Source organism: Burkholderia contaminans (assembly GCF_029633825.1).
Taxonomy (GTDB): domain Bacteria; phylum Pseudomonadota; class Gammaproteobacteria; order Burkholderiales; family Burkholderiaceae; genus Burkholderia; species Burkholderia contaminans.
In genome coordinates this window covers 15,446-38,343 of record NZ_CP090641.1, presented here as the reverse complement: position 1 = coordinate 38,343, position 22,898 = coordinate 15,446, and the positions used below count along the sequence as shown (strand labels likewise).

Genomic DNA, 22,898 nt, shown 5'->3' with positions numbered 1-22,898 from the left:
AGACCTTACCTGGAGTTTCCCGATGTTCCGTCAAGCCTTGCTCGTCACCGCCTGCGCAGCCGCGGCGCTGGCGCTGTTCGCCTGCGGCGGCAGCGACGATCCCACGTCGACGCCTGCCGTGTCGTCGCAGGATGCGCTGCAGACCGCCACGCCGATCAAGCACGTCGTCGTGATCTACGGTGAAAACATCTCGTTCGACCACTACTTCGGCACCTACCCGAACGCGACGAACCCGTCGGGCGAACCGGCGTTCGCCGCCAAGTCCGGCACGCCGACGATCAACGGGCTGACGGGCACGCTGCTCACCGCGAACCCGAACTTCACGAACACGGCCAACGGCACCGACGCGGCGAACCCGTTCCGCCTCGACCGCACGCAGGCCGCGACCGCCGACCAGAACCACGCGTACACGGCCGAGCAGCAGGCCGAGGACAACGGCCTCGCCGACCTGTTCCCGAAATACACCGGCAAGGGCTCGTCCGGCGGCGCCGGCGCGTTCGGCACGAAGGGCCAGGTGATGGGCTACTTCGACGGCAACACCGTGACGGCACTGTGGAACTATGCGCAGCGCTTCGCAATGAGCGACAACACGTTCACGACGGTCTACGGCCCGTCGACGCCGGGCGCGCTGAACGTCGTGTCGGGCCAGACCAACGGGATGCAGATCGTCAAGACGTCGAAGCAGCCGTCGACGCTCGCCGCGACCTCGTACTACATCAACGACGGCCAGGGCGGCTTCACGATGATCAACGACGTCGACCCGGGCTTCGACGTGTGTTCGAGCACGACCGACCAGGCGATGATGACCGGCAAGAACATCGGCGACCTGCTGAACAGCGCGAAGATCACGTGGGGCGGCTTCATGGGCGGCTTCAACCTGTCGACGACGAACGGCAACGGCACCACGGGCTGCGCGCGCAGCACGGTCGCCACCGCCGTGAACGCCGCGACGGCCGACTACATCCCGCACCACAACTGGTTCCAGTACTACGCATCGACTGCGAACCCGCAGCACACGCGCCCGAGCTCGATCGCGGCGATCGGTTCGAGCCTCCAGACCGACGGCAAGACGGCCGAACCCGCGAACCACCAGTACGACACGGACGACTTCTTCGCGGCCGTGAAGGCCGGCAACTTCCCGTCGGTCAGCTACCTGAAGGCGCCGGCCGCGCAGGACGGGCATGCGGGCTATTCGGATCCGCTCGACGAGCAGGCGTTCGTGACGAAGGTCGTCAACTTCCTGCAGCAGCAGCCGGACTGGCAGAACACGGCCGTGATCGTCACCTATGACGACTCGGACGGCTGGTACGACCACGTGTACACGGCGCCGACGCACGCATCGTCGGACGCGGTCGACCAGGTCAACGGCAGCGGCAAGTGCGGCACGGGCGGCACCACCGGCGTGAACGGCGCGACCGTGAACGGCCGCTGCGGCCCGGGCGTGCGCATTCCGCTCGTCGTGATCTCGCCGTACGCGAAGCAGAACTACGTCGACCACACGATGCTCGACCAGGCGTCAGTCGTGCGCTTCATCGAGGACAACTGGCTCGGCGGCCAGCGCATCGGCGGCGGCTCGTTCGATGCGACGGCAGGCGACCTGCGCGCGTTGTTCGACTTCACGTCGAAGCCGAACACGACGCCGCTGTATCTCGACCCGACGCTCGGCACCGCTTTGAGCTCGGCGCCGGCGATCTGACCGGTATTGCCTGACCGCATGGCCGGCGCATCACGCGCCGGCCGTTTCCATTTCAACGCGTCGCTTCGTGCGACGCCCGTTTTTCGACCGACAGCATGACAGCTCGCCCCGCGTTTCCGTCTCCCGATGCCGCCGGCACGCCCGCGCCGCGCCCCCCTTCCCGCCTGGTGCGCCGCGCGGCGTTCGTGCTCGGCGCGGCCGTGATCGGCTATGGCGCATTCGCGATCGCGTTTCCCGCGCGGGTGCCGGCGGCGATCGGCACCGTGGTCGCCGACTGGACGGGCGCGAACCCGCATCCGGTCGTGCTGCAGCGGCCCGCCGCGCAACCGCTGTCGGCGGTCGCGCAGCTCGGCCGCGCGCTGTTCGCCGATCCGTCGCTGTCCGCGTCGGGCAAGCAGTCGTGCGCGTCGTGCCACAGCCCCGATCATGCGTATGGCCCGCCGAACGCGCTCGACGTGCAGCCGGGCGGCCTCGCGATGACGCAGCAGGGCTATCGCCCGCCGCCGTCGCTGATGTACCTGTACCGCCAGCCGAACTTCAGCATCGGCCCCGATGCCGGTGAAAACGACGCCGCGCCGAGCGTCGCGCAGCAGGCCGCGTCGGCGGCCGGCGTCGTCAAGGCGCAGAAGGTGGCCGGCACGTCGGCCGCGCCGCAGCTCGTCCCGCAGGGCGGGATGTTCTGGGACGGCCGCGCCGATACGCTGCAGCAACAGGCATTCGGCCCGCTGCTGAATCCGGTTGAGATGGCGAACGCGAGCGTCGACGACGTCGCGCGCAAGCTCGCGCAGTCGTCGCATCGCGCGCAATTCGAGCAGCTGTTCGGCGCGCGCGTGTTCTCCACGCCGCAGCTCGCGGTGTCGGAGGCCATGTTCGCGATCGCGCGCTACCAGGTGGAGGATCCGTCGTTCCATCCGTACGACAGCAAGTACGACCGCTGGCTCGAAGGCCGCGCGCGCCTCACGCAAGCCGAACTGCGCGGGCTGCGCCTGTTCAACGATCCGGAGAAGGCGAATTGCGCGGGCTGCCACCTGTCGAAACCCGGCAAGGACGGGCTGCCGCCGATGTTTACCGACTACCAGTACGAGGCGCTCGGCGCGCCGCGCAACCGGGCGCTCGCGCAGAACCGCAACCCGGCGTTCTACGATCTCGGCGTGTGCGGGCCGTTCCGCGACGACCTGAAGGACCAGACGCAGTATTGCGGGATGTTCCTGACGCCGACGCTGCGCAACTCGGCGACGCGCCACGTGTTCTTCCACAACGGCGTGTTCCACACGCTCGACCAGGTGATGGCGTTCTACAACGAGCGCAGCATCTCGCCGCAGAAGTTCTATTCGCGCGGCGCGGACGGCAAGGTCGACGAGTACGACGACATCCCGCCGAAGTATCGCGCGAACGTCGACGTGACCGATGCGCCGTTCGATCGCAAGCCGGGCGACAAGCCCGCGATGACGGCGCAGGACATCAAGGATATCGAAGCGTTCCTCGGCACGCTGAACGACGAGCCGGTGCGGCACTGAGCGCCGGTTGGCCGCCGCGTCGGGGCGCGTCGCGTCAGCAGCGCGCGCGGATGCAGAGGAAGGCCGGGGCAAGCGACAGCTCCGCATGAAGCCGCTCCGATGCGGCCTTCATCTCGGGCAGCGGCTTCGGCTCGACGAACCGGTCGAGCCGCCAGCCGCTGTCGGCCACGGCGTTCAGGATGTCGGCGAGCGGCCGTCGCCACGCCTCGACATAGGGTTTCGGTTCGCCGAAACCCGACCAGTGAAAGCCGAAGCGGAACGTATCGAAATAGGTGCCCTCGCCGCGCGTGCGTTCGTCCATCCAGTCGCGCATCGGATGCGCCATCGAAAACACGAGCGTGGCGCCCGGCCGTGCGACGCGCCGGAATTCGCGCAGCGTCGGCAGAAGATCGCGCACGTAGTCGAACGCGAGCGAACAGACGACCTTGTCGAATGCTGCGTCGGGCAGCCATGCGAGCGACCCCTCCAGATCGCCTTCCACGATGTCGACGGGAAGGCCCGCGCAGCGCGTTTTCGCGAGCGCGACCATCTCCGGCGTGACGTCGAACGCATGCACCGTCGCGCCCTGGCGTGCGAGGTGCGCACTGCAGATGCCGGGCCCGCAGCCGGCATCGAGTACCGTCAGGCCAGCTACGTCGCCAAGCAGCGCCATCGTCGCAGGTCGCTCGTAGAGCGCGTTGTGCGCCTTCGTCGGCGCGATGTCGGCATAGCGTTGCGCGAAGCTCGCGTACGCCCGGCGGCCGGGTGGTTCGTTCGGATCGGTCATGCAGGCTCCGTCGGCGGAAACTGGAGGTGCCGATTCTGCCCGATCGGATGCCGGATGGCGACTCGGGGTCCCGCCCGTGTCACGACAGGCTGTCGAGCAGCCGATACCAGGCCACGCCGGCCGCGATATAGAAACGCTGCAGCCCGTGAAACGGAATGGGCCGGATCGGCGTGCGCCGCAACGGCAGCGGCAGTTGCGCGTCGCCCGACAGGTGCGCGGCCAGATGCTTGCCGAGCGTCGTCGCCATCGCGATGCCGCGCCCGTTGTAGCCGAGCGCGATCGTCACGCCCGGCGCGGGCTCGTGCACGTGCGGCATGAAATCCGCGGTGATCGCGACGCGCCCGGCCCAGCGGTACTCGAAGCGGACCCCCTTCAGTTGCGGATACAGCAGCGTCGTCGCACGCTCGAGATGGCGCCAGTCGCTCGTCGCACGCGGCTCCGCGAACGGGCCGCGGCCGCCCATCAGCAGGCGTCCCGCGGCATCGCGCCGGAAGTACAGCAGCAGGCGCCGCGCATCCGATGCGACCTCGCCGCCGGCGAGGATGTCGCGACCGAGTTCCGGCGCGAGCGGTTGCGTCGCGACGATGAAGCTGTTCGCGGCGATCACCGACTGGCGCAAGCCGGGCCACAGCCCGTCCGTGTACCCGTTGGTCGCGATCACGACGCACTCCGCCGATACCGTCGCGCCGCCGGCCGTCGCGACCTGCCAGCGGCCGTCCGCCCTCGTCAGCCCGACGGCGCGCGTCAACCCATGCACGACCGCCCCGCTCGCCTGCGCCGCGCGCACGAGGCCGCGCGTATAGCTGAGCGGCTGCACGCTGCCCGCGCGGCGATCGATCCAGCCGCCCGCGTACGCATGCGTGCCGAGCCGGCGCGCGACGTCGTCGCGACCGAGCAGTTCGACCGGTGCGCCGCGCGCGGCCCACTGCTGCGCACGCCGGGCGACCGTGTCGAGCATCGCGGCAGTCGGCGCCGGCTGGATCCAGCCGTGGCGTCGCGCATCGCAGTCGATCGCGTACCGCGCGATCAGGTCGAATACCGTGTCGGCCGCACCGCCGACCACGGCGGCAAGCTGCTCGCCGGCTTCGTCGCCGAACCGGCGGACCAGTTCGTCGGGGTCGTATTTCAGGCCGGGGATCACCTGGCCGCCGTTGCGGCCGGACGCGCCCCAGCCCGGCTGCGCGCTGTCGATCACGCGCACGTTCACGCCGCGTTCGGCCAGGTGAAGCGCGGTCGACAGGCCCGTGAAGCCAGCACCGACGATCGCCACGTCGCACGACGCGGACGCGTCGAGCGCGGGAGTATCGGGCGCCGGCGCGGCGGTCGCCGCCCACAGCGAGTCCGGCCACCGGGAGTCGGGCCATCCGGGTGCCGCGTTGCTTGCACTCATGTTCGATCCGGGGTGGCGGCGTCGTCCGACGCCAGCAGTCGACGCAGGAATTCCTGCGTGCGGGGATGTTTCGGCTGCGTGAGCACGTCGCGTGCGGATCCGCTTTCGCAGATGGTGCCGTCGTGCAGGAAACACACGCGGTCGGCCACCTCGCGCGCGAATGCCATTTCGTGCGTGACGACGACCATGGTCATGCCGTCGCGCGCGAGTCCGCGCATCACGCCGAGCACTTCGCCGACGAGTTCGGGATCGAGCGCCGACGTCGGTTCGTCGAACAGGATCGCCTGCGGCTCCATCGCCAGCGCGCGTGCGATCGCGACGCGCTGCTGCTGCCCGCCCGACAGCTCGGACGGATACGCATTCATCCGGTGCGCGAGCCCGACCTTGTCGAGCAACGCGCGGGCCTGCTCGCGCGCTTGCGCGGCCGGCGTGCGGCGCACGTGGACCGGCCCTTCCATCACGTTCTCGAGCGCCGTGCGATGCGAGAACAGGTTGAAGCGCTGGAACACCATGCCGACCCGCATCCGGAGCTCGTGAATCCGTTTCGAATGCGCGTCGACCTTCACGCCGTCGATCGTGATCGCCCCTTCGTCGTAAGTCTCGAAGCCGTTGATACAGCGCAGCACGGTCGATTTGCCCGAGCCGGACGGCCCGATCAGGCACACGACCTCACCCTGCTGCACGTCGAGGCTGACGCCCTTCAGCACGGCGTGTTGCTGAAAGCGCTTGTGTATCGCATCGATCCGGATCATGCGCTTCTCCTCAGCGAGAGTCGCTTGCCGAGCCGGTTCACGCCAAACATCAGCGGCAGGCCGAGCGCGAGATACAGCAACGCGACGAGCGTATAGACGCTCATGTTCTGAAATGTCGACGACGCGATCAGCTGGCCGGCGCGCGTGATCTCCGCGACGGTGATCGTCGACGCGACCGATGAATCCTTCAGCAGCATCACCAGCGTGTTGCCGTACGGCGGCAGCGCGATGCGGAACGCCTGGGGCAGCACGACGCGCCGCATGATCATCGGCCCGCGCATGCCGATCGCGTGCGCGGCTTCGATCTGGCCGCGGTCGATCGCCTCGATGCCGGCGCGGAAATTTTCCGCCTGGTAGGCCGAATACGCGATGCCGAGACCGAGCACGCCGGCCTGGAACGCCGACAGCTGGATACCGAGATCGGGCAACACGAAGTACATGTAGAACAGCTGCACGATGATCGGCAGGCCGCGAATCACGTTGACGACCGTGCTCCCGACCGTCGATACGGCACGGTTGGGCGACACCTTCAGCAACGCGAGGATCAGCCCGAGCACCGAGCTGAGCACGAACGCGCATGCCGTGATCTCGATCGTGACCACCGCCCCCTTCAGCAGGATCGGCAGGAAATCGATCGCGTTCTCAAAAAACATGAGGTCTCCTATGCGACGGCCCGGCGGCACGCCGCAGTGGGTGCCCGCGATGCGCGGGCGATACCGCTCGGGAATCCCGGGCGCGCGCTCAGCTCATGTGCCACTTCTGCAGGATCTGCTGCAGCGTGCCGTCGCCCTTCATTTTCCGGATCGCGCCGTTGAGCTGCTCGAGCGTCGCCGTGTCGCCCTTGCGCACGATGAAGCAGACCTGCCCCTTCACGACGCTCTGGTATTCGGGCACGAGCCGCACCTGGCGGCTGACGCCGTGTTCGATCTGGTACGCGACGATCGGCTGGTCGGCGAAGCCGGCCTTGATGCGGCCGAGCGCGACGTCGCGCATGATGTCGGCGATCGAATCGTAGGTCCGGACTTCCTTGAAGATGCCCTTCTTGTTCAGCGCGTCGACGAACGCCGTACCGACCTGCGCGCCGACCACCTGCCCCTTGAAATCGTCCATCGACGTATAGCGGCCCGGGTCGTCCGCCTTCACGATCAGGCCTTCGCCGAACGTATAGACCGTGTCGGAGAAGTCGACGACCTGTTGGCGCGCCGGCGTTTTCAGCATCGCGGCCGAGATGATGTCGATCTTCTGCGTGGTGAGCGACGGGATCAGCGCCGAAAATACCGTCTGCTGCACGTCGACGCGAAACCCGGCCGACTTCCCGGCCGCGGTGATCGCATCGACCATCATCCCCTGGATCGAATTGCTCTTGACGTCGAGAAACGTGAACGGCACCCCGGTGGCCGTCGCGCCGACCTTCAGCGTGGGCTCGGCCGCGACGGCGCCGGCCGATGCGGCGGAGAAAGCGATGCAGGTGGCGAAACCGGCGGCCAGTGCGCCGAACCGCTTGATGAACGAAACCATGGTGTCTCCTTCTCGGGTACTTCGGTGCGCCGGCCGGTCGCGGATCGACACTGCGACGATGACCCGATCTTAAAACGAATCAAAAATATCGCCAAAAGATTTATACGTATCGATATGCGATACGATATGATGCGATATCGAATCGATTCGGCCCCTTGCCCATGGAAACGTCGCCCGACCAGTCAAACGACCTGTTGTTCAACCAGTCGCTGGAGAAAGGGCTGAACGTGTTGCGCGCGTTCAGCGCGAAGCGGCGCACGATGACGCTGGCGGAAGTGGCCGATGCGGCCGGCATGACGAAAAGCTCGGCGCAGCGGATGGTCTATACGCTCGAGAAGCTCGGCTACATCCGCAAGCATCCGGTTACGCGCCGCTACCAGCTCACGCCGCACGTGATGCGGATCGGCTTCAGCTATCTCGCGGCCGATACGCTGATCGACGTCGCGAATCCGTTCCTGTCCGAACTCACGAACCTGACCGGCGAAACCACCAACCTCACCGAGCCGGACGAGGATGAAATGGTGTACGTCGCGCGTTTCGTGTCGACGAAGTTCGTGCCGATTCACATGCCGATCGGCAGCCGCATCCCGATGTACTGCACCGGCTCCGGCCGCGCGTTCCTGAGCGCGCTGCCGCCGGAAGAAGCGCGTGTGCGGCTCGACGGCATGGCGCGCACGCCGCATACGCCGCGCACGGTCACGGCGCTCGACGAGCTCGTCGCGCTGCTCGACAGCGCGCGGCTCGAAGGCTACGCCACGAACCAGGAGGAACTGTTCATCGGCGACATGTCGATTGCCGCGCCCGTGCTCGGCAGCCAGGGGCAGCCGGTGGCCGCCGTGCACGTGGTGGCGCCGACGAGCCGCTGGACACTCGACGACGCGCGCCGCAAGCTCGCTCCGGCCGTGATCGACTGCGCGCGCGGGATCAGCAATTCGATCCGGACGCTTGAATAGCGTCGGCAAAATGGCACACCGCGCGCCGTTGCATGGCGCAACGGCGTTCGATCGCTACTGCGGCTTTGGCGAATGCTCGGTTCGATAGGTACTGTTCGGGCGCAATACAAGCTTCTTCGCTGCGGCGTCCAGTTCCTTGCCGTGATACAGATCGATGCATTTCAGGAAATCGAACTTCACGTCCCTGACTTCCGCTTCAACCACCGGATTCCGATAATCGCGGGCCAGATACTTCGAGACCAGCGCCTGAATGACGTCCGGCGCACGCTCCATGTCGTAGTAGGTCCAGTCGCGCAACGCGCTGGTGCTGCTGCCGATGTCCTTGCTCACGCCGGGCTCGCGCTTGTAAGCGGTAGTCAGGCAGTTGGCGAGCACCATGTCCTTGAAATTCTGGATGTAAGTCCGTGAACCGGCCTCCGGCGACGCTTGTGCGGCGTCCTTCGCCACGGCTATCGCCGGTTGAAACACGAAGCAGGCCAACGCGGCAGCGACCCAGGCTTCCCTCATGACAGACTCCAGAAATTTGCGCGATCGGTACGATACCGCGCACCCGGCTCGTTGAAGTAGCAATGGTCGTAACACGTGCGCCCGTTGAATAGTGTGGCGTGGCCCTGTGCGTCGCTCCATCCCGACACCTCGAACAGGATGACACCCTGTCGCCCTGCGAGCGACCCGCCGTTTGATGGTGGATATTCGACGCGCTCGGCTTTCCCCCACCGTTGTTCGAGCAAACGAATCAAATCCCTGACACGAAAAAAGTATTGCCGATCGTCTCCGCCCGATACCGTTTGCCCGGGGATTCGCGGCATCACCATCCCTGCTTCGCCGAGGATATAACTCATCCTGACCGCGCAAGTATTGCTCCAACGCTGTGTCGGATCCGGATTGTTGACGTTCTTCTCGACGTATCCACCTATCACTTTCGCGACGCGCGCACCGGAATTTGCAGGATCGTAGATTCGCTGAGATGCCGCCCATGCAACGGCAAACGATGGTCGTTTCATTTCGGCTCCTTATTGTTGAGATGAATTCGACTCGAGGAAATGCATCGAAGGCTCGCGACTGCTCATGTCCCGGATACCTTCGAAATCGAATCAAGGCGTCAGAGTGCACGAATTGAAAGTTTTTCGTAATACTCGAATTTCCCGGACACCGATTTCTTTCTACTCCCCCGCGTTTTCCCCGATCCCGTTCGACTTGACTCGATGCCTTCGATCGTCAACACTTCGCACATCGCAAGTGTGATCACACATCACAGATCAAACCTCGGAGAACCCGTCTTGGCGCCTCGCATCGTCCCGCCCGCACTGAAAGCCGTTGAACAGGAAACGATGGCCGACAAGGTCTACCAGCAACTGCGCGAAGCGCTGATGAGCGGCCGTTTCGCGCCCGGCCAGGCATTGAGCCTGCGCAGCGTCGCCGAGGCGGTCGGCTCGTCGACGATGCCCGTGCGCGCCGCACTCACCCGACTGCACGCGGAGCGCGCGCTGGTCGATGGCCCGAATCGCGCGCTCGTCGTGCCGCCGATGACGCTCGACATGCTCGACGAATTGCGCGACGTGCGCATCGCCCTCGAGGGCTGCATCGCCGAACGCGCGTGCGGACGCATGAGCGACGCGCAGATCGCGGCCGTGCGCAAGATCTGCGAGACGATGCAGGCGCACGTCGAGGCAGGCCGCTCGCGCGCTTACCTGCAAAGCAATTTCGCGTTCCACAGCGCGATCTACGCGCACGGCGCAAGCGAAAGCACGCTCGCGATCGTCGAGAACCTGTGGATGCGCGTCGGCCCCTTCCTCAACATGGTCGCGCTCGATATCCCGCACATGCGGCGCTCGATGGATGCGCACCGCGCCATCGTCGATGCGCTCGAACGGCGCGACGGCGCAGGCGTGCGGGCAGGCATCGCGCTCGACATCGGCGGCGCGGCACACGATCTCGCCGAGACGCTGCGGGCGGAACAGGCCCCGCGGACCGTGAACGCGAAGCCGTAGCGGCCGCCTGCCGCGGGCGCCCGGTCGCGAGCGTCCGCGATCCGACTACATCAACGATGGAGACAACCCGGCATGACAGCTTCCGACCTGCTGAAACCCTATGACGGCCTGCGCGTCCTCGTGACGGGCGGCGCATCGGGTATCGGTCTTGAAATCGCGGACGCGTTCGCCGAATGCGGCGCGCACGTGCATGTATGCGACGCGTCGCAAGCCGCGATTTCAGCGCTCGCCGACCGGCCGCCGCGCGCCGGAGCCGGAGCCGGCGCGATCAGTGCGACGCTGGCCGACGTATCCGATCCGGCCGCCGTCGAACGCGTGTTCGCCGACGTATCGGCCACGCTCGGCGGCCTCGACGTGCTCGTCAACAACGCCGGCATCGCCGGTCCGACCGGCGGCATCGACGAAATCGACCCCGTGCAGTGGGAACAAACGGTCGCGATCAACCTGACCGCGCAATTCCAGTTCGCGCGCCACGCGGTGCCGCTGCTGCGCGACGCGAAACACGGCGGCGCGATCATCGCGCTGTCGTCGGTCGCAGGCCGGCTCGGTTACGCGTTCCGCACACCGTATGCGGCCACCAAATGGGCCGTGGTCGGCCTCGTTAAAAGCCTCGCGATCGAACTCGGGCCGCTCGGCATTCGCGTGAACGCCATTCAACCCGGCATCGTGCGCGGCCCGCGGATGCGCCGCGTGATCCAGGCGCGTGCACAGCAGCTCGGCATCGGTTACGACGAGATGGAGACCCGCTACCTCGAGAAGATTTCGCTGCGACGCATGACCGATCCGGCCGAGATCGCCGCGACCGCGCTGTTCCTGTGCTCGCCGGGCGGGCACGGAATCACCGGGCAGGCCATCTCCGTCTGCGGCAACGTCGAAGTGCTCTGACGCACCCTGCATCGTTCACCGAAAGGAATCCATCCGTGGCCAACGCTCGCAAAGTCATCATCACCTGTGCGCCGACCGGCGCGATCCATACGCCGTCGATGTCGCCGTACCTGCCTGTCACGCCGCACGAGATCGAAACGGCCGCCGTCGCGGCCGCCGAGGCCGGCGCGGCGATCCTGCACCTTCACGCACGCAATCCGTCCGACGGCAAGCCGACCCAGGATCCGGCCGTGTTCGCCGAATTCCTGCCGCGCATCAAGGCGCAAACCGATGCGGTGATCAACCTCACGTCGGGCGGCAGCCCGCACATGACGGTCGACGAACGCCTCCAGCCCGCGCTGCATTTCCAGCCCGAAGTCGCATCGCTGAACATGGGCTCGATGAACTTCGGGCTGTACCCGATGCTCGAGCGTTTTCGCGAGCTGAAGCATCCGTGGGAACGCGAACATCTCGAGAAGAGCCGCGACCTCGTGTTCAAGAACACGTTCGCCGACATCGAAACGATTCTCACGCGCTGCGGGGCGAACGGCACGCGCTTCGAATTCGAGTGCTACGACATCTCGCACCTGTACAACCTTGCGCATTTTGTCGACCGCGGGCTCGCGAAGCCGCCGTTCTTCGTGCAGAGCGTGTTCGGCCTGCTCGGCGGGATCGGTGCGCACCCGGAAGACCTGATGCACATGCGCCGCACGGCCGACCGCCTGTTCGGCAGCGATTACGTGTGGTCGATCCTCGGCGCCGGCCGCAACCAGATTCCGCTCGCGACGATCGGTGCGGCGCAAGGCGCGAACGTGCGCGTCGGGCTCGAGGATTCGCTGTGGATCGCGCCGGGCAAGCTCGCGGAATCGAGCGCCGCGCAGGTCCTGAAAATGCGGCAGGTGCTCGAAGGCCTGTCGCTCGAGATCGCGACACCGGCCGAGGCGCGCGCGATGCTCGCACTCAAGGGCGGCGACGCGGTGAATTTCTGATCGCCGGGTAGCCCCCCAACACCAGAATCCGCAAGCGCAGTGACAAGGCGCCGGCCCGAGCCGACCGGCGCCAGGACGCCCATCATCGCCCCGCTCCGTTCGAGCGCTGCCGGCGCGGCTCCGTCGTCTGCCCATCCGCTGCATGCATCGCAGCGGCATCTGCCGAACGCGGCGCACCGTGCTTGCCGTGCGCGCCGGTTCGCCCTTACCGGAGTCGTCCGCATGTCCACTCATCACGCCCAGGCCCTGTCCGCCGCCGGCGACGCGAGCGCGTCGCTGAACCGGCTGCTGTTCCGCAAACTCCTGCCGCTGCTGATCGCCGCGTATGTGATCAGCTTCCTCGACCGCACCAACATCGCGTTCGCCAAACATTCGATGGGGGTCGATCTCGGCATTTCATCGGCCGCGTACGGACTCGGCGCGGGGCTCTTCTTCCTGACCTATGCACTCTTCGAAATTCCGAGCAACCTGATCATGCATCGCGTCGGCGCGCGCTTCTGGATCACGCGGATCATGATCACGTGGGGGGCACTGTCGGTCGCCATGGCGTTCGTCAGCGGCGAGACGTCGTTCTACGTGATGCGCCTGCTGCTCGGGGCCGCCGAAGCCGGCCTGTTTCCCGGCGTGATGCTGTACCTGACGTACTGGTTCGGCCGCGAGGAGCGTGCGCGCGCAACCGGGTATTTCCTGCTTGGCGTGTGCATCGCGAACATCGTCGGCGGGCCGCTGGCCGGCGCACTGATCGAGCTCGACGGCACGCTCGGCTTCCACGGCTGGCAGTGGCTGTTCGTCGTCGAAGGCATTCCGGCGATCCTGCTCGCATTCGTCGTGTGGACACGGCTGCCGGATCGTCCGAGCACCGCACCGTGGCTCGCCCCGGAAACCGGGCGTGCACTCGAACGCACGCTGGCCGCCGAGCAGGATGCGGGGGCCGGCGCGCACGGCGGCCATGCATTCGGCACCGCGCTGCGCGATCCGCAGATCTGGCTCGCGATCTTCGTGTACTTCTGCCACCAGTTGACCATCTACACGGTGATTTTCTTCCTGCCGGGCATCATCGGCGCATCGGGACGCTTCTCGCCGTTCGCGGTCGGGTTGTTGACCGCGCTGCCCTGGCTTGCCGCCGCGTGCGGCGCCGCCACGCTGCCGCGCTTTGCGCGCGAGTCGCGGCATTCGCGCCGGATGCTGTGTGCGGGGCTGGTCGTGATGGCGGCCGGGATGGTCGGCGCCGCGCATGCGTCGCCTGCCGCGGGGCTCCTGTGCGTGTGCGTGGCCGCATTCATGTTCTTCGTCGTTCAGTCGATCGTCTTCACGTTTCCCGCGTCGCGGCTCGCCGGTAACGCACTGGCAGGCGGACTCGGGCTGGTGAATACGTGCGGGTTGCTCGGCGGTTTCGTCGGGCCGACCGTCGTCGGTGCGATCGAACAGGCAACCGGCAACGCGAAGAACGGGCTGACACTGCTGGCGGCCGCGCTCGTCATCGCGGCGTTCGCCAGCCTCGCGTTGCGGCACGGACACGAGCGGCCAGGCGCACGGTCGCCCGGCTGACGGCAGGCCGGATTCGGGATCGCGAGAGGCGGACGCATACGCGGCCCGCCTCTCGCGTCGCCCCGTCAGAACAGATACATCCCTGCGACGAACACGACGCCCGAGAACAGCAGCGTCGTCACGCAATAGCCCATGATGTCGCGCACGCCGAGCCCGGCGATCGCCAGCGCGGGCAACGCCCAGAACGGCTGCGCCATGTTGGTCCAGGCCTCGCCGTACGCGATCGCCATCGCGGCCTTGCCGAGATCGGCGCCGAGCGCCTGGGCCGCCGGCATCACGAACGGGCCCTGCACGACCCAGTGGCCGCCGCCGGACGGCACCGCGAAATTGATCACGGCCGAGCTCAGGAACGCGAGCAGCGGGAACGTGTGCACGTTCGCGATATCGACGAACCACTTCGTGATCACGCCCGCGAGCCCCGAGTGATCCATCAGCGCCTGGATGCCCGCGTAGAACGGGAACTGGATCATGATCCCCGATGCGCCGCGCGCCGCACCGGCCACCGCGCGCGCATAGGCCATCGGCGTACGGTGCAGCAGGATGCCGGCCGCGAGGAACGCGAGGTTCACGGTATCGATGTCGAGCGCGAAGCCCTTCTGCACGAACTTCAGCACGAGGAACGCCGCGCACAGCGCCGCGACGAAGACCGACAGCAAGCGGCTTTCCTCCAGCCGTTCCGCGAACGTCGCATCGGGCCCGAGCTGGCGCTCGACGCTCGGCGGTTCGGCCAGCAGCGCCGGATCGACACTGACAACGTCACCCGGCTTCGGCATCATCATGCGCGCGAGGAACGGCAACATCACGATCAGGCCGATCGTGATGAACGCGTTGTAGCCGGTGAAGATCGTCTCCGACACGGGAATCAGCCCGATGGTTTTCTCCATCGGATTGCCCTTCGTGGCCGCGACGAGCGGGACCGATCCCGACAAGCCGCCGTGCCAGCTCAGGAAGCCCATGTAGGCGGACGCAACGAGCAGCCGGTAATCGCTGCCGGCGACACGGCGCGCCACTTCGCGCGCGAGCATCGCGCCGAGCACGAGGCCGAAGCCCCAGTTGATCGCGCACGCGAGCGCGCCGACGAACGCGACGAGCATCACGCCCTGCCCGGGCGTGCGCGCGGTGCTCGCGAGCGCCACGAGCATGCGCTTCACGGGCGGCGAACTCGCGAGTGCGTGACCGGTGACGAGGATCATGACCATCTGCATCGAGAACGCGAGCAGGTTCCAGAATCCCGAACCCCACATCGTCGTGAGCTGCACGGGCGTGTTTGGCGTGAGACCGAACGCGAGCGCGAACGTGACGATCGTCAGCAGGATCGCGAAAATCAACGGGTCGGGCAACACGCGGTGGACCACCTGCGTGAAGAATTGGGAAATGCGCTGAATCAACTTGAGCTCCTCGTTTCCTGATAGGGACGTCCGCGCGTGTCGTTGTTGGTTGAGGCGCGGAAACGCGCGGATTCTTGCACAGAACCGCGCAGTCTGCCTTGATGCCTTTGGTGGCCATTGCGCCGGTCAATTTCAGGTTCTCGAATCCGTCACAGGGGCGTCACGGAGTTCGGGCGTCGGAACACCCATCTGTGAATCACCGCCGATAGCGGGCGCAAACCGGAATCGATGGCGGAAAGTGCAAACGCAAAAACGCCCGCCTGGATATGAATCTGGCGGGCGTTCTGCGTTTCATGAAGCGATCCGGCGTGGTTCGCATGAACAGGTGTCAGGCCAGTAGCCTGCGACCTTCAGAAGGTTACGATTCCCAGCGCCCGCGCTCCATCGCCTCTTTCAGCATTCCGAGTGTCAGCGACCTGCCGCCCAACTTCTCGCGCGCATCAAGGCTAAACGGCGATTTGACAACCGCAGCGAGAAACGAACCCATGCCGAGCTTCGCGGACGGGTAGTAATGGTGAATGTCGAACGCGGACAGGTCGACACCGAACGCCTCCCCCCATCGCTTGATAAGCGTGTCGATAGCGTCCGGCTCCATGTCGAGATCGTGATAGAGATCCGTGTCCCGATTCAGTTCGATTCGACGGACTGGAAGCGCGCCGATATCGCCCGTGATAAATGCTTCGAGACGCTTCCATGTGTCAGCCATACAGACGATCCTCGGGCTTCACGATGCCGTTGTAGGTCTTTACCGTGTGATAAGTGATCAGCGATACATCGGTTGCCAGCATTACCCATCCGACGCCGGGAATCGCACGCCCGACGAACGCACCGATATTCCGCGTAAATTTGATGCGCAACATGATAAGGCTAGTGAACGAGGTAACGGTAGGCAATATCCGGTGCTTTAGCTCGTACGGCAACATACGACGCGCAACGACAGACGCGATGGAGGTGCCCTTGACTGCGTTCGCGAACTTGCCGCGCGTGGGAATGAAACGCTGCCCCAGCAATACCATCGCGATGCCAACCGCATCATCTACACCCAACGCCTTGCCGGTTTCTTCGATGAAGATCAGCAAGAGCAATTCTTCACGGCGCAGGCCCTCATGAATGCCGTACTTGTACGAAGTTGCCATTTTCTCTCGGACAGTTTGAGTTTGAGCGAACTGGCAAAGCTATCGTGAATAACGCAGGGAGGACAACGCGTCCGCCGGGTCGGCGACCGCTGCAGAACCGTGTCGGGATGCAATAGATCGATTACGCGCGGTTCGCTTCAGCGATGTTCGGCTTGAACTTCCGATCGTTACGGCTTCGTCGTCCAGCACGAGCGTCGCGGCAACGGTATTCACCAGAACGGATACAAACCGTCAATTTTTCTGGTGGCTCGCCGGTTTCTGATGGTGGTGCGTTTCCTGCTTCCTGACCACTCATGCGCGTCAGCGCATAGCCGCTGCGTGTTCGCGCACCGTTGCAACCGCACTTTCCCGCCGCTCCGCCAGCCGCTGCGCGAACCGGTACGCGACGAGCGAGCCGGCCACCGCAAGCAGCATCGGCACGAGGCTGTCATGATCCGCGCGCGTGAATTCGAGCAGCAGCACGACCGCCGTGATCGGCATCTGCATCGACGCGGCGAGAAACGCGGTCGCACCGATCAGTGCGCATCCGCCGATCGACGCGCCCGGCCACACGAGGCTCCACAGCCCGCCGAGCACGACGCCGAGCAGCGCGCCGTTCGCGAGGCCCGGCGTCAGCAGGCCGCCTTCCGCACCCGCCCGCAGGCTGCCCGCCTCGATCAGCACCTTCAGCACGAGCAGCGCCGCGGCGAGACCGATCGTCAGTGTGCCGTCAAAGCCCAGCGACGCCGGGCCCTTGCCGTTGCCGAGCAATTGCGGAAACCGCATCGCGAGCACGCCGATCACCGCGAAGTTGGCCAGCGCGAGCACGGGCAGCCGCCAGTCTTTCGGCGCGTTCGCCCGGGCCTGGGTCGTGAGCCGCACGAAGCCGTACGCGGCAAGACCGAACAGCGGCCCGCAGACGATCGACCACACCACGAGCGGCGTGCTCAGCACGAACGGCGGCACCGTGTACTGGTGTTCGTTGCCGAGGCCGATCCACGCAACGGCCGCCGCGATCGCCGACGTCGCGACCGCGATGACAAGCGCACGCAGTTCGAACGTGCCGAGCAGCACTTCGAGCACGAAGATCGCGCCGCCGAGCGGCACGTTGTAGACGGCCGCGAGGCCTGCGCCCGCACCGCACGCAACCATCAGCCGGCAGTCGTGGGGCGTGAGCCCCGCCGCATGCGCCAGCCGCCCGGCAAGCAGCGAACCGATCTCGCGCGGCGCGACTTCGCGGCCGAGCGGCGAGCCGAGCGCGACTGTGACGATCTGCAGCAGCGCGTGAACCGTCGTGCTGACGACCGGCATCCGCGGGTCGGCCGCGCGCACCGCGCGGCGGATACTGACGAGCGGCCGGCCATACCGGTACAACGCCCACCAGCCGCCGCCGGCGACGATCCCGCAGACGATCAGCACCGCGAGGCGGCGCAGCGGATCCGCGCCGCTCGCGCCGGTCAGGAAGCTCTCGGTGCCGATCACGTGCGCGACGCTGTAGCCGTACGCGACGTGCTGGATCGCATGCAACAGCAGCGCGAGCAGCATGCCGCCGAGGCCCGCGCCGACGCCGGTCAGGATCGTGACGACGGCCACGCGCGCGAACGGGCTGGCGGCCGGCGAGGAGGATGCGGGAGCGGACGGGAGATCGGGGCGCATGGAGTCGGCGAATGGAGTCGAAAGGACGGCGCGCAACACGCACGCCGCCGTCAGGACCGCATCGTAGGCCGGCACCCATCATGAGACAAACGTATTTTTCGAATCGACTGATGCATTCCATGAATACATGCCGCCGGACGGGCCGGGATCGCCCGCCGCGTGCATCAAGTCCGCGTCAATCCGGATACGTGACGCGCTCCGGTTCGCGCCGCAGGATCACTTTCCCGTGGCGGATCGACAGCGTCGCCTTGGCCTGCCGGCGCACCGCTTCGTAGTCGCTGTCCGCGTCGAGCACGACGAGATTCGCCGGACGCCCGACTGCGATGCCGTAGTTGTCGCCGAGATGCATGGTCGTCGCGCTGTGGTCGGTCACGAAGTCGAGGCAGCGCTGCAGGTCCTGGTAGCCCATCATGTGGCAGATATGGAGGCCCGCATCGAGCACGCGCAGGATGTTGCCGTTGCCGAGCGGATACCACGGGTCCTTGATCGAATCCTGCCCGAAGCACACGTTGATGCCCGCGCGGTCGAGCTCCGCGACGCGCGTGACGCCGCGCCGCTTCGGAAACGTGTCGAAGCGCCCTTGCAGGTGGATGCTCTCGGTCGGGCACGAGATGAAGTTCAGGCCCGCGCGCTTCAGCAAGCGGAACAGCTTCGAGCAGTACGCATTGTCGTACGAGCCCATCGCGGTCGTGTGGCTCGCCGTCACGCGCGACCCCATCCCGCGCACGCGCGTCTCTTCCGCGAGCACTTCGAGGAAGCGCGAATGCGGATCGTCCGTTTCGTCGCAATGCACGTCGACGAGGCAGCCGGTGCGCTCCGCGAGATCCATCAGGAAGCGGATCGAGCTGACACCCTGCTCGCGCGTGTTCTCGAAGTGCGGAATCCCGCCGACGACGTCCGCGCCCAGGTCGATCGCCTGCTCCATCAGCGCGCGGCCGCCGTCGAACGATTCGATGCCTTCCTGCGGAAACGCGACGATCTGCAGGTCGATCAGCCCGCGCGCCTCGTCCTTCACTTCCAGCATCGCCTTCAGTGCGGCAAGCGTCGGGTCCGTGACGTCGACGTGCGTGCGCACGTGCTGGATCCCGTGATCGCGCAGCATGCCGATCGCCGCATGCGCGCGCGTCTTCGTGTCCTCGTGCGTGATCGTCGCCTTGCGTTCGGCCCAGCGCTCGATGCCCTCGAACAGCGTGCCGCTCATGTTCCACGCGGGCTCGCCGGCCGTCAGCACCGCGTCGAGGTGAATATGCGGCTCGACGAGCGGCGCAATCGCCAGGCGGCCGCCCGCGTCGAGGTCCGCCATGCCCGTGGGCGCGACCGGTGAAGGCTGGGCGTCGACCCGCGCGATCGTGCCGCCGTCGATGGCGATCGTGAACAGGCCGTCGCGGCCGCGCAGGCGTACGTTGAACAGATTCATGTGGAGTCTCCCCGTGGCATCCATGAAAACGGCCACGCGCTTTGCGCCGGCGGCCGTGCGATCCAGTTGACGAGTATCGACGAGACTCGGCGATCGGTGATGCGCACGCGTCTTCTCATTCGTGTGACACCCGTCGTCGGCGTGAACGCCTCATTCTCCGCGCGCCGGTCAAGCCGATCAACCGCCGTGCCTCGCCCCGCGCATGTTGCAACGACGCGACAGCCGGTCACCGAGGAGCAGATGCCATCCGTGCGCGATCGAGCAAAAACCGCCGGCCTCAGGCGCGCGCGGCACATCGTGTCAGTTTTGTGAAGGACTCTTGCCGGATCCGGAAAGGTGCGCTCGCGGCCCCGGCGGCCTCGCGCGCGCGATGCGTTCCTATACTTGCGCCGAACTTTCGTTCCCAGTCCCACACGCAGGAGCCTTCACTTGAAAAAAACCCTCATCGCAGGCGCATGCGCCGCCGCACTGTTCGCCCCGCTCGCTCACGCACAGAGCTCGGTCACGCTGTACGGCCTGATCGACGCCGGCATCGTCTACACCAACAACGCCAACGGTGCATCGCTGTGGCGCCTGAACAGCGGCACCGTCAACGGCAGCCGCGTCGGGTTTCGCGGCACCGAGGATCTCGGCGGCGGCCTCAAGGCGCTGTTCGTGCTCGAGAACGGCTTCAACGTGAACAACGGCGGGCTCGGGCAGGACGGCAAGCTGTTCGGCCGCCACGCGTACGTCGGCCTGAGCCAGAACGGCTACGGCACGCTGACGCTCGGCCGCCAGTACGACACGATGGTCGACTTCGTCGCGCCGCTGTCGGCCACGGCCGGCGACTTCGGCGACGCGAGCTTCGCGCATCCGTTCGACAACGACAACCTGAACCACTCGCTGCGCATCAACAACGCGGTCAAGTACACGAGCGAGACCTATGCGGGCTTCAAGGTCGGCGCGATGTATGCGTTCTCGAACGCGACCAACTTCGGCGCGAACCGCGCGTACAGCGTCGCGGCGAGCTACACGAACGGCCCGTTGAAGCTGGCCGGCGCGTACCTGCAGATGAACGGCACGAAGGGCTCGACGAGCGCGAGCGCCGGCGCGACCGATGCGGTCGAAGCGAAGAGCCTGAACCAGGGCGGCTGGTCGATCGGCTCGGACCGCATGCGTTCGTACGGCGGCGGCATCAGCTACGGGTTCGGCCCGGCCACCGTCGGCTTCGTCTATACGCGTTCGCAGTACGACAACACGGGCTCGTTCGGCTCGACCGGCCAGGTCGCGTTCAACAACTACGACGTGAACGTGCGCTATGCGGTGACGCCGGCCGTCAGCCTCGGCGCGGCCTACGTGTACACGGACGCCAGCGTGTCGAACCCCGACAGCAAGCACGGAACCGATCCGAAGTGGCACCAGGTCGACCTGCAGGCCGTCTACAAGCTGTCGCGCCGCACGGACGTCTATGCGGAAGCGATGTACCAGCACGCAGCGGGTCGCGGCTACCAGGCGTTCATCAACGGCTCGGGCGGCGCATCGAGCACCGCGAACCAGATCGTCGGCACGATCGGCATGCGCACGCGCTTCTGACCGGCGCGATGCCTCGTCGCCCGACGGCCACGAACCTGCGTCCGCACACGGGTTCGCCGGCCGCGGGCGGCCTGCCCCAATGTTGTTCCATCTGGAAGACAGCCTGCCTGGAATCGGGGTTTTTACGCGCGCGGGCGCTGCGTAGACTGCCAGCAAAGGTCGGGGTCACGCATCGCGCGTCGAACCGGCCGCCCACCCCGCCCCCAGGAGAACCTCGTGAAATCGCTCGTCGTTACCGCCGCCGCTGCCGTCCTGCTCGCTGCACCGGCGCTGTCTTTCGCCCAGTCGGCCCAGTCGCCCGTCACGCGCGCGCAAGTGCTGCAGGAGCTGATCGATCTCGAGTCGGTCGGCTACAACCCGGCGCGCGGCGAAGTCAACAACTATCCGGACGACATCATGGCGGCGCAGGAACGACTCCACGAAAAGCGTCTCGCGCAACGGAAGGCTGCGCAGGCCGCCTATGGCCACGCCGGCGAACCGACGACGGAATCGGGCGCGGCTGCCAAGCCCGCGCTGTAACCGCATGACGCAGCGCCGTGCCCGCATGAACGATGTCGTGCAGGCGCGGCGCGGGTTGCGTTGGCTTCGATTGGCTTCGATTGGCTTCGATTGGCTTCGATTGGCTCGAAGAGAAGACACCGGCAGTGCGGCCATGCGCCGGTGCAAACCTGCCGCTCAGGCGGCCTGCGGTTCGCGATCGATCGCGTTCAGCATCTCGACGTCGCGCGCGATCATCCCCGGCACCTGGGCACGCAGCATCTCGACCCAGGTCCGCACCTTCGCATCGACGAAGCGGCGCGACGGATACAGCGCGTACACGTTCATTTTCTGCAGGATATGCGCGGGCAGCACGCGGACGAGCGTGCCGTCGCGCAGCGCGTCGATCGCCGAGTACAGCGGCAGCATGCCGATCCCGATGCCGTCGCGGATTGCGAGCGCGAGCGATTCGGCCGTATTGGTCTGCACCGGCCCCGCAACGTGGATCTGCTCGACACCCTCCGGCCCCTCGAGCACCCATTCGTGCGTCGGAAACGCCGGCGTGCACAGCGTCAGGCACGCGTGCGCAGAGAGATCCTGCGGGCGTACCGGTGCGCCGTGGCGTTTCACATAGTCGGGCGACGCGCAGAGGATGCTGAAGGTCGAGCCGAGCAGGTGCGACACGAGTTCCGAATCGGGCAGCGACGACGCGGTCACGACGGCCATGTCGCTCGTGCCGTCGAACAGGTCGGGCATGCGCTGCGACAGCGACAGTTCGATCGACACGCCCGGAAACTGCGCGTGATAGCGCGTCAGCGCGGGCAACACATAGTGATGACCGACGCTCGCGAAGCTGTGCATGCGCAGTACGCCGGCCGGCCGTTCGTGCGCGCAGCTCGCTTCTTCTTCCGCGCGGTCGACGTCGGCGAGGATCTGGCGGCAGCGCCGCAGATAGCTTTCGCCGGCCGACGTGAGCGCGAGACGGCGCGTCGAACGATTCATCAGACGGGTGCGCAGGCGCGCCTCGAGTTCCGACACCGCGCGCGACATCGCGCCCGTCGTCGAATTCAGCGATTGCGCGGCGGCGGTGAAACTGCCCGTCTCGACGACGCGCGAAAACACCCGCATGTTTTGTAGCGTATCCATTCCTGTGAGCAACCTGTAGCGGAGCCGCTATTTTCCTCCACGGGATGCGACAGATTGTTACTCCGGCTGCAACTATCGTTTCCCCGCAGCTGCGTTAATGCGCGGGCGCCGCCCTCCTACAATCGGCGCCTCAACAGTCGAAC

General features: G+C 66.5%; 22 protein-coding genes. 9 read left to right on the top strand and 13 right to left on the bottom strand.

The window, feature by feature from the left end; all coding sequences use genetic code 11:
* Nucleotides 1-22 precede the first annotated feature (22 nt).
* On the top strand, nt 23-1,696 hold the full coding sequence (locus LXE91_RS17945; protein WP_039367329.1) for a phospholipase C: 1,674 nt from the start codon (nt 23-25) through the stop codon (nt 1,694-1,696).
* A 95-nt stretch (nt 1,697-1,791) separates the two neighbouring features.
* Entirely contained in the window at nt 1,792-3,213 is a 1,422-nt protein-coding gene (locus LXE91_RS17940) for a cytochrome-c peroxidase (protein ID WP_039367326.1), read from the top strand.
* Between the two features lie 34 nt (nt 3,214-3,247).
* On the opposite strand, the gene LXE91_RS17935 is transcribed toward LXE91_RS17940, so the two are convergent.
* The 5 genes from LXE91_RS17935 to LXE91_RS17915 form a co-directional block, all read right to left on the bottom strand.
* Complete coding sequence (locus tag LXE91_RS17935; RefSeq protein ID WP_039367324.1) at nt 3,248-3,979, bottom strand: class I SAM-dependent methyltransferase; 732 nt, start codon at nt 3,977-3,979, stop codon at nt 3,248-3,250.
* Nucleotides 3,980-4,058: 79 nt separating this feature from the next.
* Nucleotides 4,059-5,369: an NAD(P)/FAD-dependent oxidoreductase gene (locus tag LXE91_RS17930; RefSeq protein WP_039367321.1), complete on the bottom strand. Its 1,311-nt coding sequence runs from the start codon at nt 5,367-5,369 to the stop codon at nt 4,059-4,061.
* Entirely contained in the window at nt 5,366-6,121 is a 756-nt protein-coding gene (locus tag LXE91_RS17925; protein WP_039367318.1) for an amino acid ABC transporter ATP-binding protein, read from the bottom strand. The genes LXE91_RS17930 and LXE91_RS17925 overlap by 4 nt, the downstream gene beginning before the upstream one ends.
* Complete coding sequence (locus LXE91_RS17920) at nt 6,118-6,774, bottom strand: amino acid ABC transporter permease (RefSeq protein ID WP_039367315.1); 657 nt, start codon at nt 6,772-6,774, stop codon at nt 6,118-6,120. Before LXE91_RS17920 ends, LXE91_RS17925 begins: the two co-directional genes overlap by 4 nt.
* Nucleotides 6,775-6,862: 88 nt before the next feature.
* The gene (locus tag LXE91_RS17915) at nt 6,863-7,639 is read right to left on the bottom strand and encodes an ABC transporter substrate-binding protein (RefSeq protein WP_039367313.1); all 777 of its coding nucleotides are present in this window, start codon (nt 7,637-7,639) and stop codon (nt 6,863-6,865) included.
* Between the two features lie 161 nt (nt 7,640-7,800).
* Between LXE91_RS17915 and LXE91_RS17910 the strand changes: the two genes are divergently transcribed.
* Entirely contained in the window at nt 7,801-8,592 is a 792-nt protein-coding gene (locus LXE91_RS17910; protein WP_039367309.1) for an IclR family transcriptional regulator, read from the top strand.
* A 54-nt stretch (nt 8,593-8,646) separates the two neighbouring features.
* Here the strand turns inward: LXE91_RS17910 and LXE91_RS17905 are convergent, their stop codons facing one another.
* Nucleotides 8,647-9,099, bottom strand: coding sequence for a type VI secretion system amidase immunity protein Tai4 (locus LXE91_RS17905; RefSeq protein ID WP_039367306.1), 453 nt, complete (start codon nt 9,097-9,099; stop codon nt 8,647-8,649).
* Nucleotides 9,096-9,596 carry a type VI secretion system amidase effector protein Tae4 gene (locus LXE91_RS17900; protein WP_076841367.1) on the bottom strand — a complete coding sequence of 167 codons (501 nt, stop codon included), beginning with the start codon at nt 9,594-9,596 and terminating at the stop codon, nt 9,096-9,098. The genes LXE91_RS17905 and LXE91_RS17900 overlap by 4 nt, the downstream gene beginning before the upstream one ends.
* Before the next feature lie 276 nt (nt 9,597-9,872).
* On the opposite strand from LXE91_RS17900, the gene LXE91_RS17895 reads away from it, so the two are divergent.
* The 4 genes from LXE91_RS17895 to LXE91_RS17880 all read left to right on the top strand — a co-directional run bounded on the left by LXE91_RS17895 (nt 9,873) and on the right by LXE91_RS17880 (nt 13,984).
* Nucleotides 9,873-10,583, top strand: coding sequence for a GntR family transcriptional regulator (locus LXE91_RS17895; protein ID WP_039367302.1), 711 nt, complete (start codon nt 9,873-9,875; stop codon nt 10,581-10,583).
* 72 nt (nt 10,584-10,655) lie between these two features.
* The gene (locus LXE91_RS17890; protein WP_039367300.1) at nt 10,656-11,468 is read left to right on the top strand and encodes an SDR family oxidoreductase; all 813 of its coding nucleotides are present in this window, start codon (nt 10,656-10,658) and stop codon (nt 11,466-11,468) included.
* Between the two features lie 35 nt (nt 11,469-11,503).
* Complete coding sequence (gene kce / locus LXE91_RS17885) at nt 11,504-12,436, top strand: 3,5-dioxohexanoate:acetyl-CoA acetone transferase (RefSeq protein ID WP_039367298.1); 933 nt, start codon at nt 11,504-11,506, stop codon at nt 12,434-12,436.
* A 222-nt stretch (nt 12,437-12,658) separates the two neighbouring features.
* Nucleotides 12,659-13,984, top strand: a complete 1,326-nt coding sequence (locus tag LXE91_RS17880; RefSeq protein ID WP_039367296.1) for an MFS transporter — start codon at nt 12,659-12,661, stop codon at nt 13,982-13,984.
* 65 nt (nt 13,985-14,049) lie between these two features.
* Here LXE91_RS17880 and LXE91_RS17875 read toward each other — a convergent pair whose 3' ends face one another.
* The 5 genes from LXE91_RS17875 to codA all read right to left on the bottom strand — a co-directional run bounded on the left by LXE91_RS17875 (nt 14,050) and on the right by codA (nt 19,560).
* On the bottom strand, nt 14,050-15,372 hold the full coding sequence (locus LXE91_RS17875; RefSeq protein ID WP_039367294.1) for a TIGR00366 family protein: 1,323 nt from the start codon (nt 15,370-15,372) through the stop codon (nt 14,050-14,052).
* A gap of 358 nt (nt 15,373-15,730) precedes the next feature.
* A complete protein-coding gene (locus tag LXE91_RS17870) occupies nt 15,731-16,078 on the bottom strand; it encodes a DUF1493 family protein (protein WP_039367292.1) in 348 nt (115 codons plus the stop codon).
* A complete protein-coding gene (locus LXE91_RS17865) occupies nt 16,071-16,508 on the bottom strand; it encodes an STM2901 family protein (protein ID WP_039367291.1) in 438 nt (145 codons plus the stop codon). The genes LXE91_RS17870 and LXE91_RS17865 overlap by 8 nt, the downstream gene beginning before the upstream one ends.
* A 300-nt stretch (nt 16,509-16,808) precedes the next feature.
* Nucleotides 16,809-18,143, bottom strand: coding sequence for a chloride channel protein (locus LXE91_RS17860; RefSeq protein ID WP_039367485.1), 1,335 nt, complete (start codon nt 18,141-18,143; stop codon nt 16,809-16,811).
* 175 nt (nt 18,144-18,318) lie between these two features.
* Complete coding sequence (gene codA, locus LXE91_RS17855) at nt 18,319-19,560, bottom strand: cytosine deaminase (protein WP_039367288.1); 1,242 nt, start codon at nt 19,558-19,560, stop codon at nt 18,319-18,321.
* A 429-nt stretch (nt 19,561-19,989) separates the two neighbouring features.
* On the opposite strand from codA, the gene LXE91_RS17850 reads away from it, so the two are divergent.
* Nucleotides 19,990-21,132 (top strand): porin, encoded by a 1,143-nt coding sequence (locus LXE91_RS17850; RefSeq protein WP_039367285.1) that lies wholly within the window; start codon nt 19,990-19,992, stop codon nt 21,130-21,132.
* A gap of 216 nt (nt 21,133-21,348) precedes the next feature.
* Nucleotides 21,349-21,651 (top strand): DUF4148 domain-containing protein, encoded by a 303-nt coding sequence (locus LXE91_RS17845; protein ID WP_039367282.1) that lies wholly within the window; start codon nt 21,349-21,351, stop codon nt 21,649-21,651.
* Between the two features lie 156 nt (nt 21,652-21,807).
* Here the strand turns inward: LXE91_RS17845 and LXE91_RS17840 are convergent, their stop codons facing one another.
* A complete protein-coding gene (locus LXE91_RS17840) occupies nt 21,808-22,755 on the bottom strand; it encodes a LysR family transcriptional regulator (protein ID WP_039367279.1) in 948 nt (315 codons plus the stop codon).
* Between the last annotated feature and the right edge of the window lie 143 nt (nt 22,756-22,898).

Bases quoted from the DNA above. Each gene is read 5' to 3' on its own strand.
- LXE91_RS17945 (WP_039367329.1), top strand. From the start codon at position 23: ATGTTCCGTCAAGCCTTGCTCGTCACCGCCTGCGCAGCCGCGGCGCTG.
- LXE91_RS17940 (WP_039367326.1), top strand. From the start codon at position 1,792: ATGACAGCTCGCCCCGCGTTTCCGTCTCCCGATGCCGCCGGCACGCCC.
- LXE91_RS17935 (WP_039367324.1), bottom strand. From the start codon at position 3,979: ATGACCGATCCGAACGAACCACCCGGCCGCCGGGCGTACGCGAGCTTC.
- LXE91_RS17930 (WP_039367321.1), bottom strand. From the start codon at position 5,369: ATGAGTGCAAGCAACGCGGCACCCGGATGGCCCGACTCCCGGTGGCCG.
- LXE91_RS17925 (WP_039367318.1), bottom strand. From the start codon at position 6,121: ATGATCCGGATCGATGCGATACACAAGCGCTTTCAGCAACACGCCGTG.
- LXE91_RS17920 (WP_039367315.1), bottom strand. From the start codon at position 6,774: ATGTTTTTTGAGAACGCGATCGATTTCCTGCCGATCCTGCTGAAGGGG.
- LXE91_RS17915 (WP_039367313.1), bottom strand. From the start codon at position 7,639: ATGGTTTCGTTCATCAAGCGGTTCGGCGCACTGGCCGCCGGTTTCGCC.
- LXE91_RS17910 (WP_039367309.1), top strand. From the start codon at position 7,801: ATGGAAACGTCGCCCGACCAGTCAAACGACCTGTTGTTCAACCAGTCG.
- LXE91_RS17905 (WP_039367306.1), bottom strand. From the start codon at position 9,099: ATGAGGGAAGCCTGGGTCGCTGCCGCGTTGGCCTGCTTCGTGTTTCAA.
- LXE91_RS17900 (WP_076841367.1), bottom strand. From the start codon at position 9,596: ATGAAACGACCATCGTTTGCCGTTGCATGGGCGGCATCTCAGCGAATC.
- LXE91_RS17890 (WP_039367300.1), top strand. From the start codon at position 10,656: ATGACAGCTTCCGACCTGCTGAAACCCTATGACGGCCTGCGCGTCCTC.
- LXE91_RS17880 (WP_039367296.1), top strand. From the start codon at position 12,659: ATGTCCACTCATCACGCCCAGGCCCTGTCCGCCGCCGGCGACGCGAGC.
- LXE91_RS17870 (WP_039367292.1), bottom strand. From the start codon at position 16,078: ATGGCTGACACATGGAAGCGTCTCGAAGCATTTATCACGGGCGATATC.
- LXE91_RS17865 (WP_039367291.1), bottom strand. From the start codon at position 16,508: ATGGCAACTTCGTACAAGTACGGCATTCATGAGGGCCTGCGCCGTGAA.
- LXE91_RS17860 (WP_039367485.1), bottom strand. From the start codon at position 18,143: ATGCGCCCCGATCTCCCGTCCGCTCCCGCATCCTCCTCGCCGGCCGCC.
- codA (WP_039367288.1), bottom strand. From the start codon at position 19,560: ATGAATCTGTTCAACGTACGCCTGCGCGGCCGCGACGGCCTGTTCACG.
- LXE91_RS17840 (WP_039367279.1), bottom strand. From the start codon at position 22,755: ATGGATACGCTACAAAACATGCGGGTGTTTTCGCGCGTCGTCGAGACG.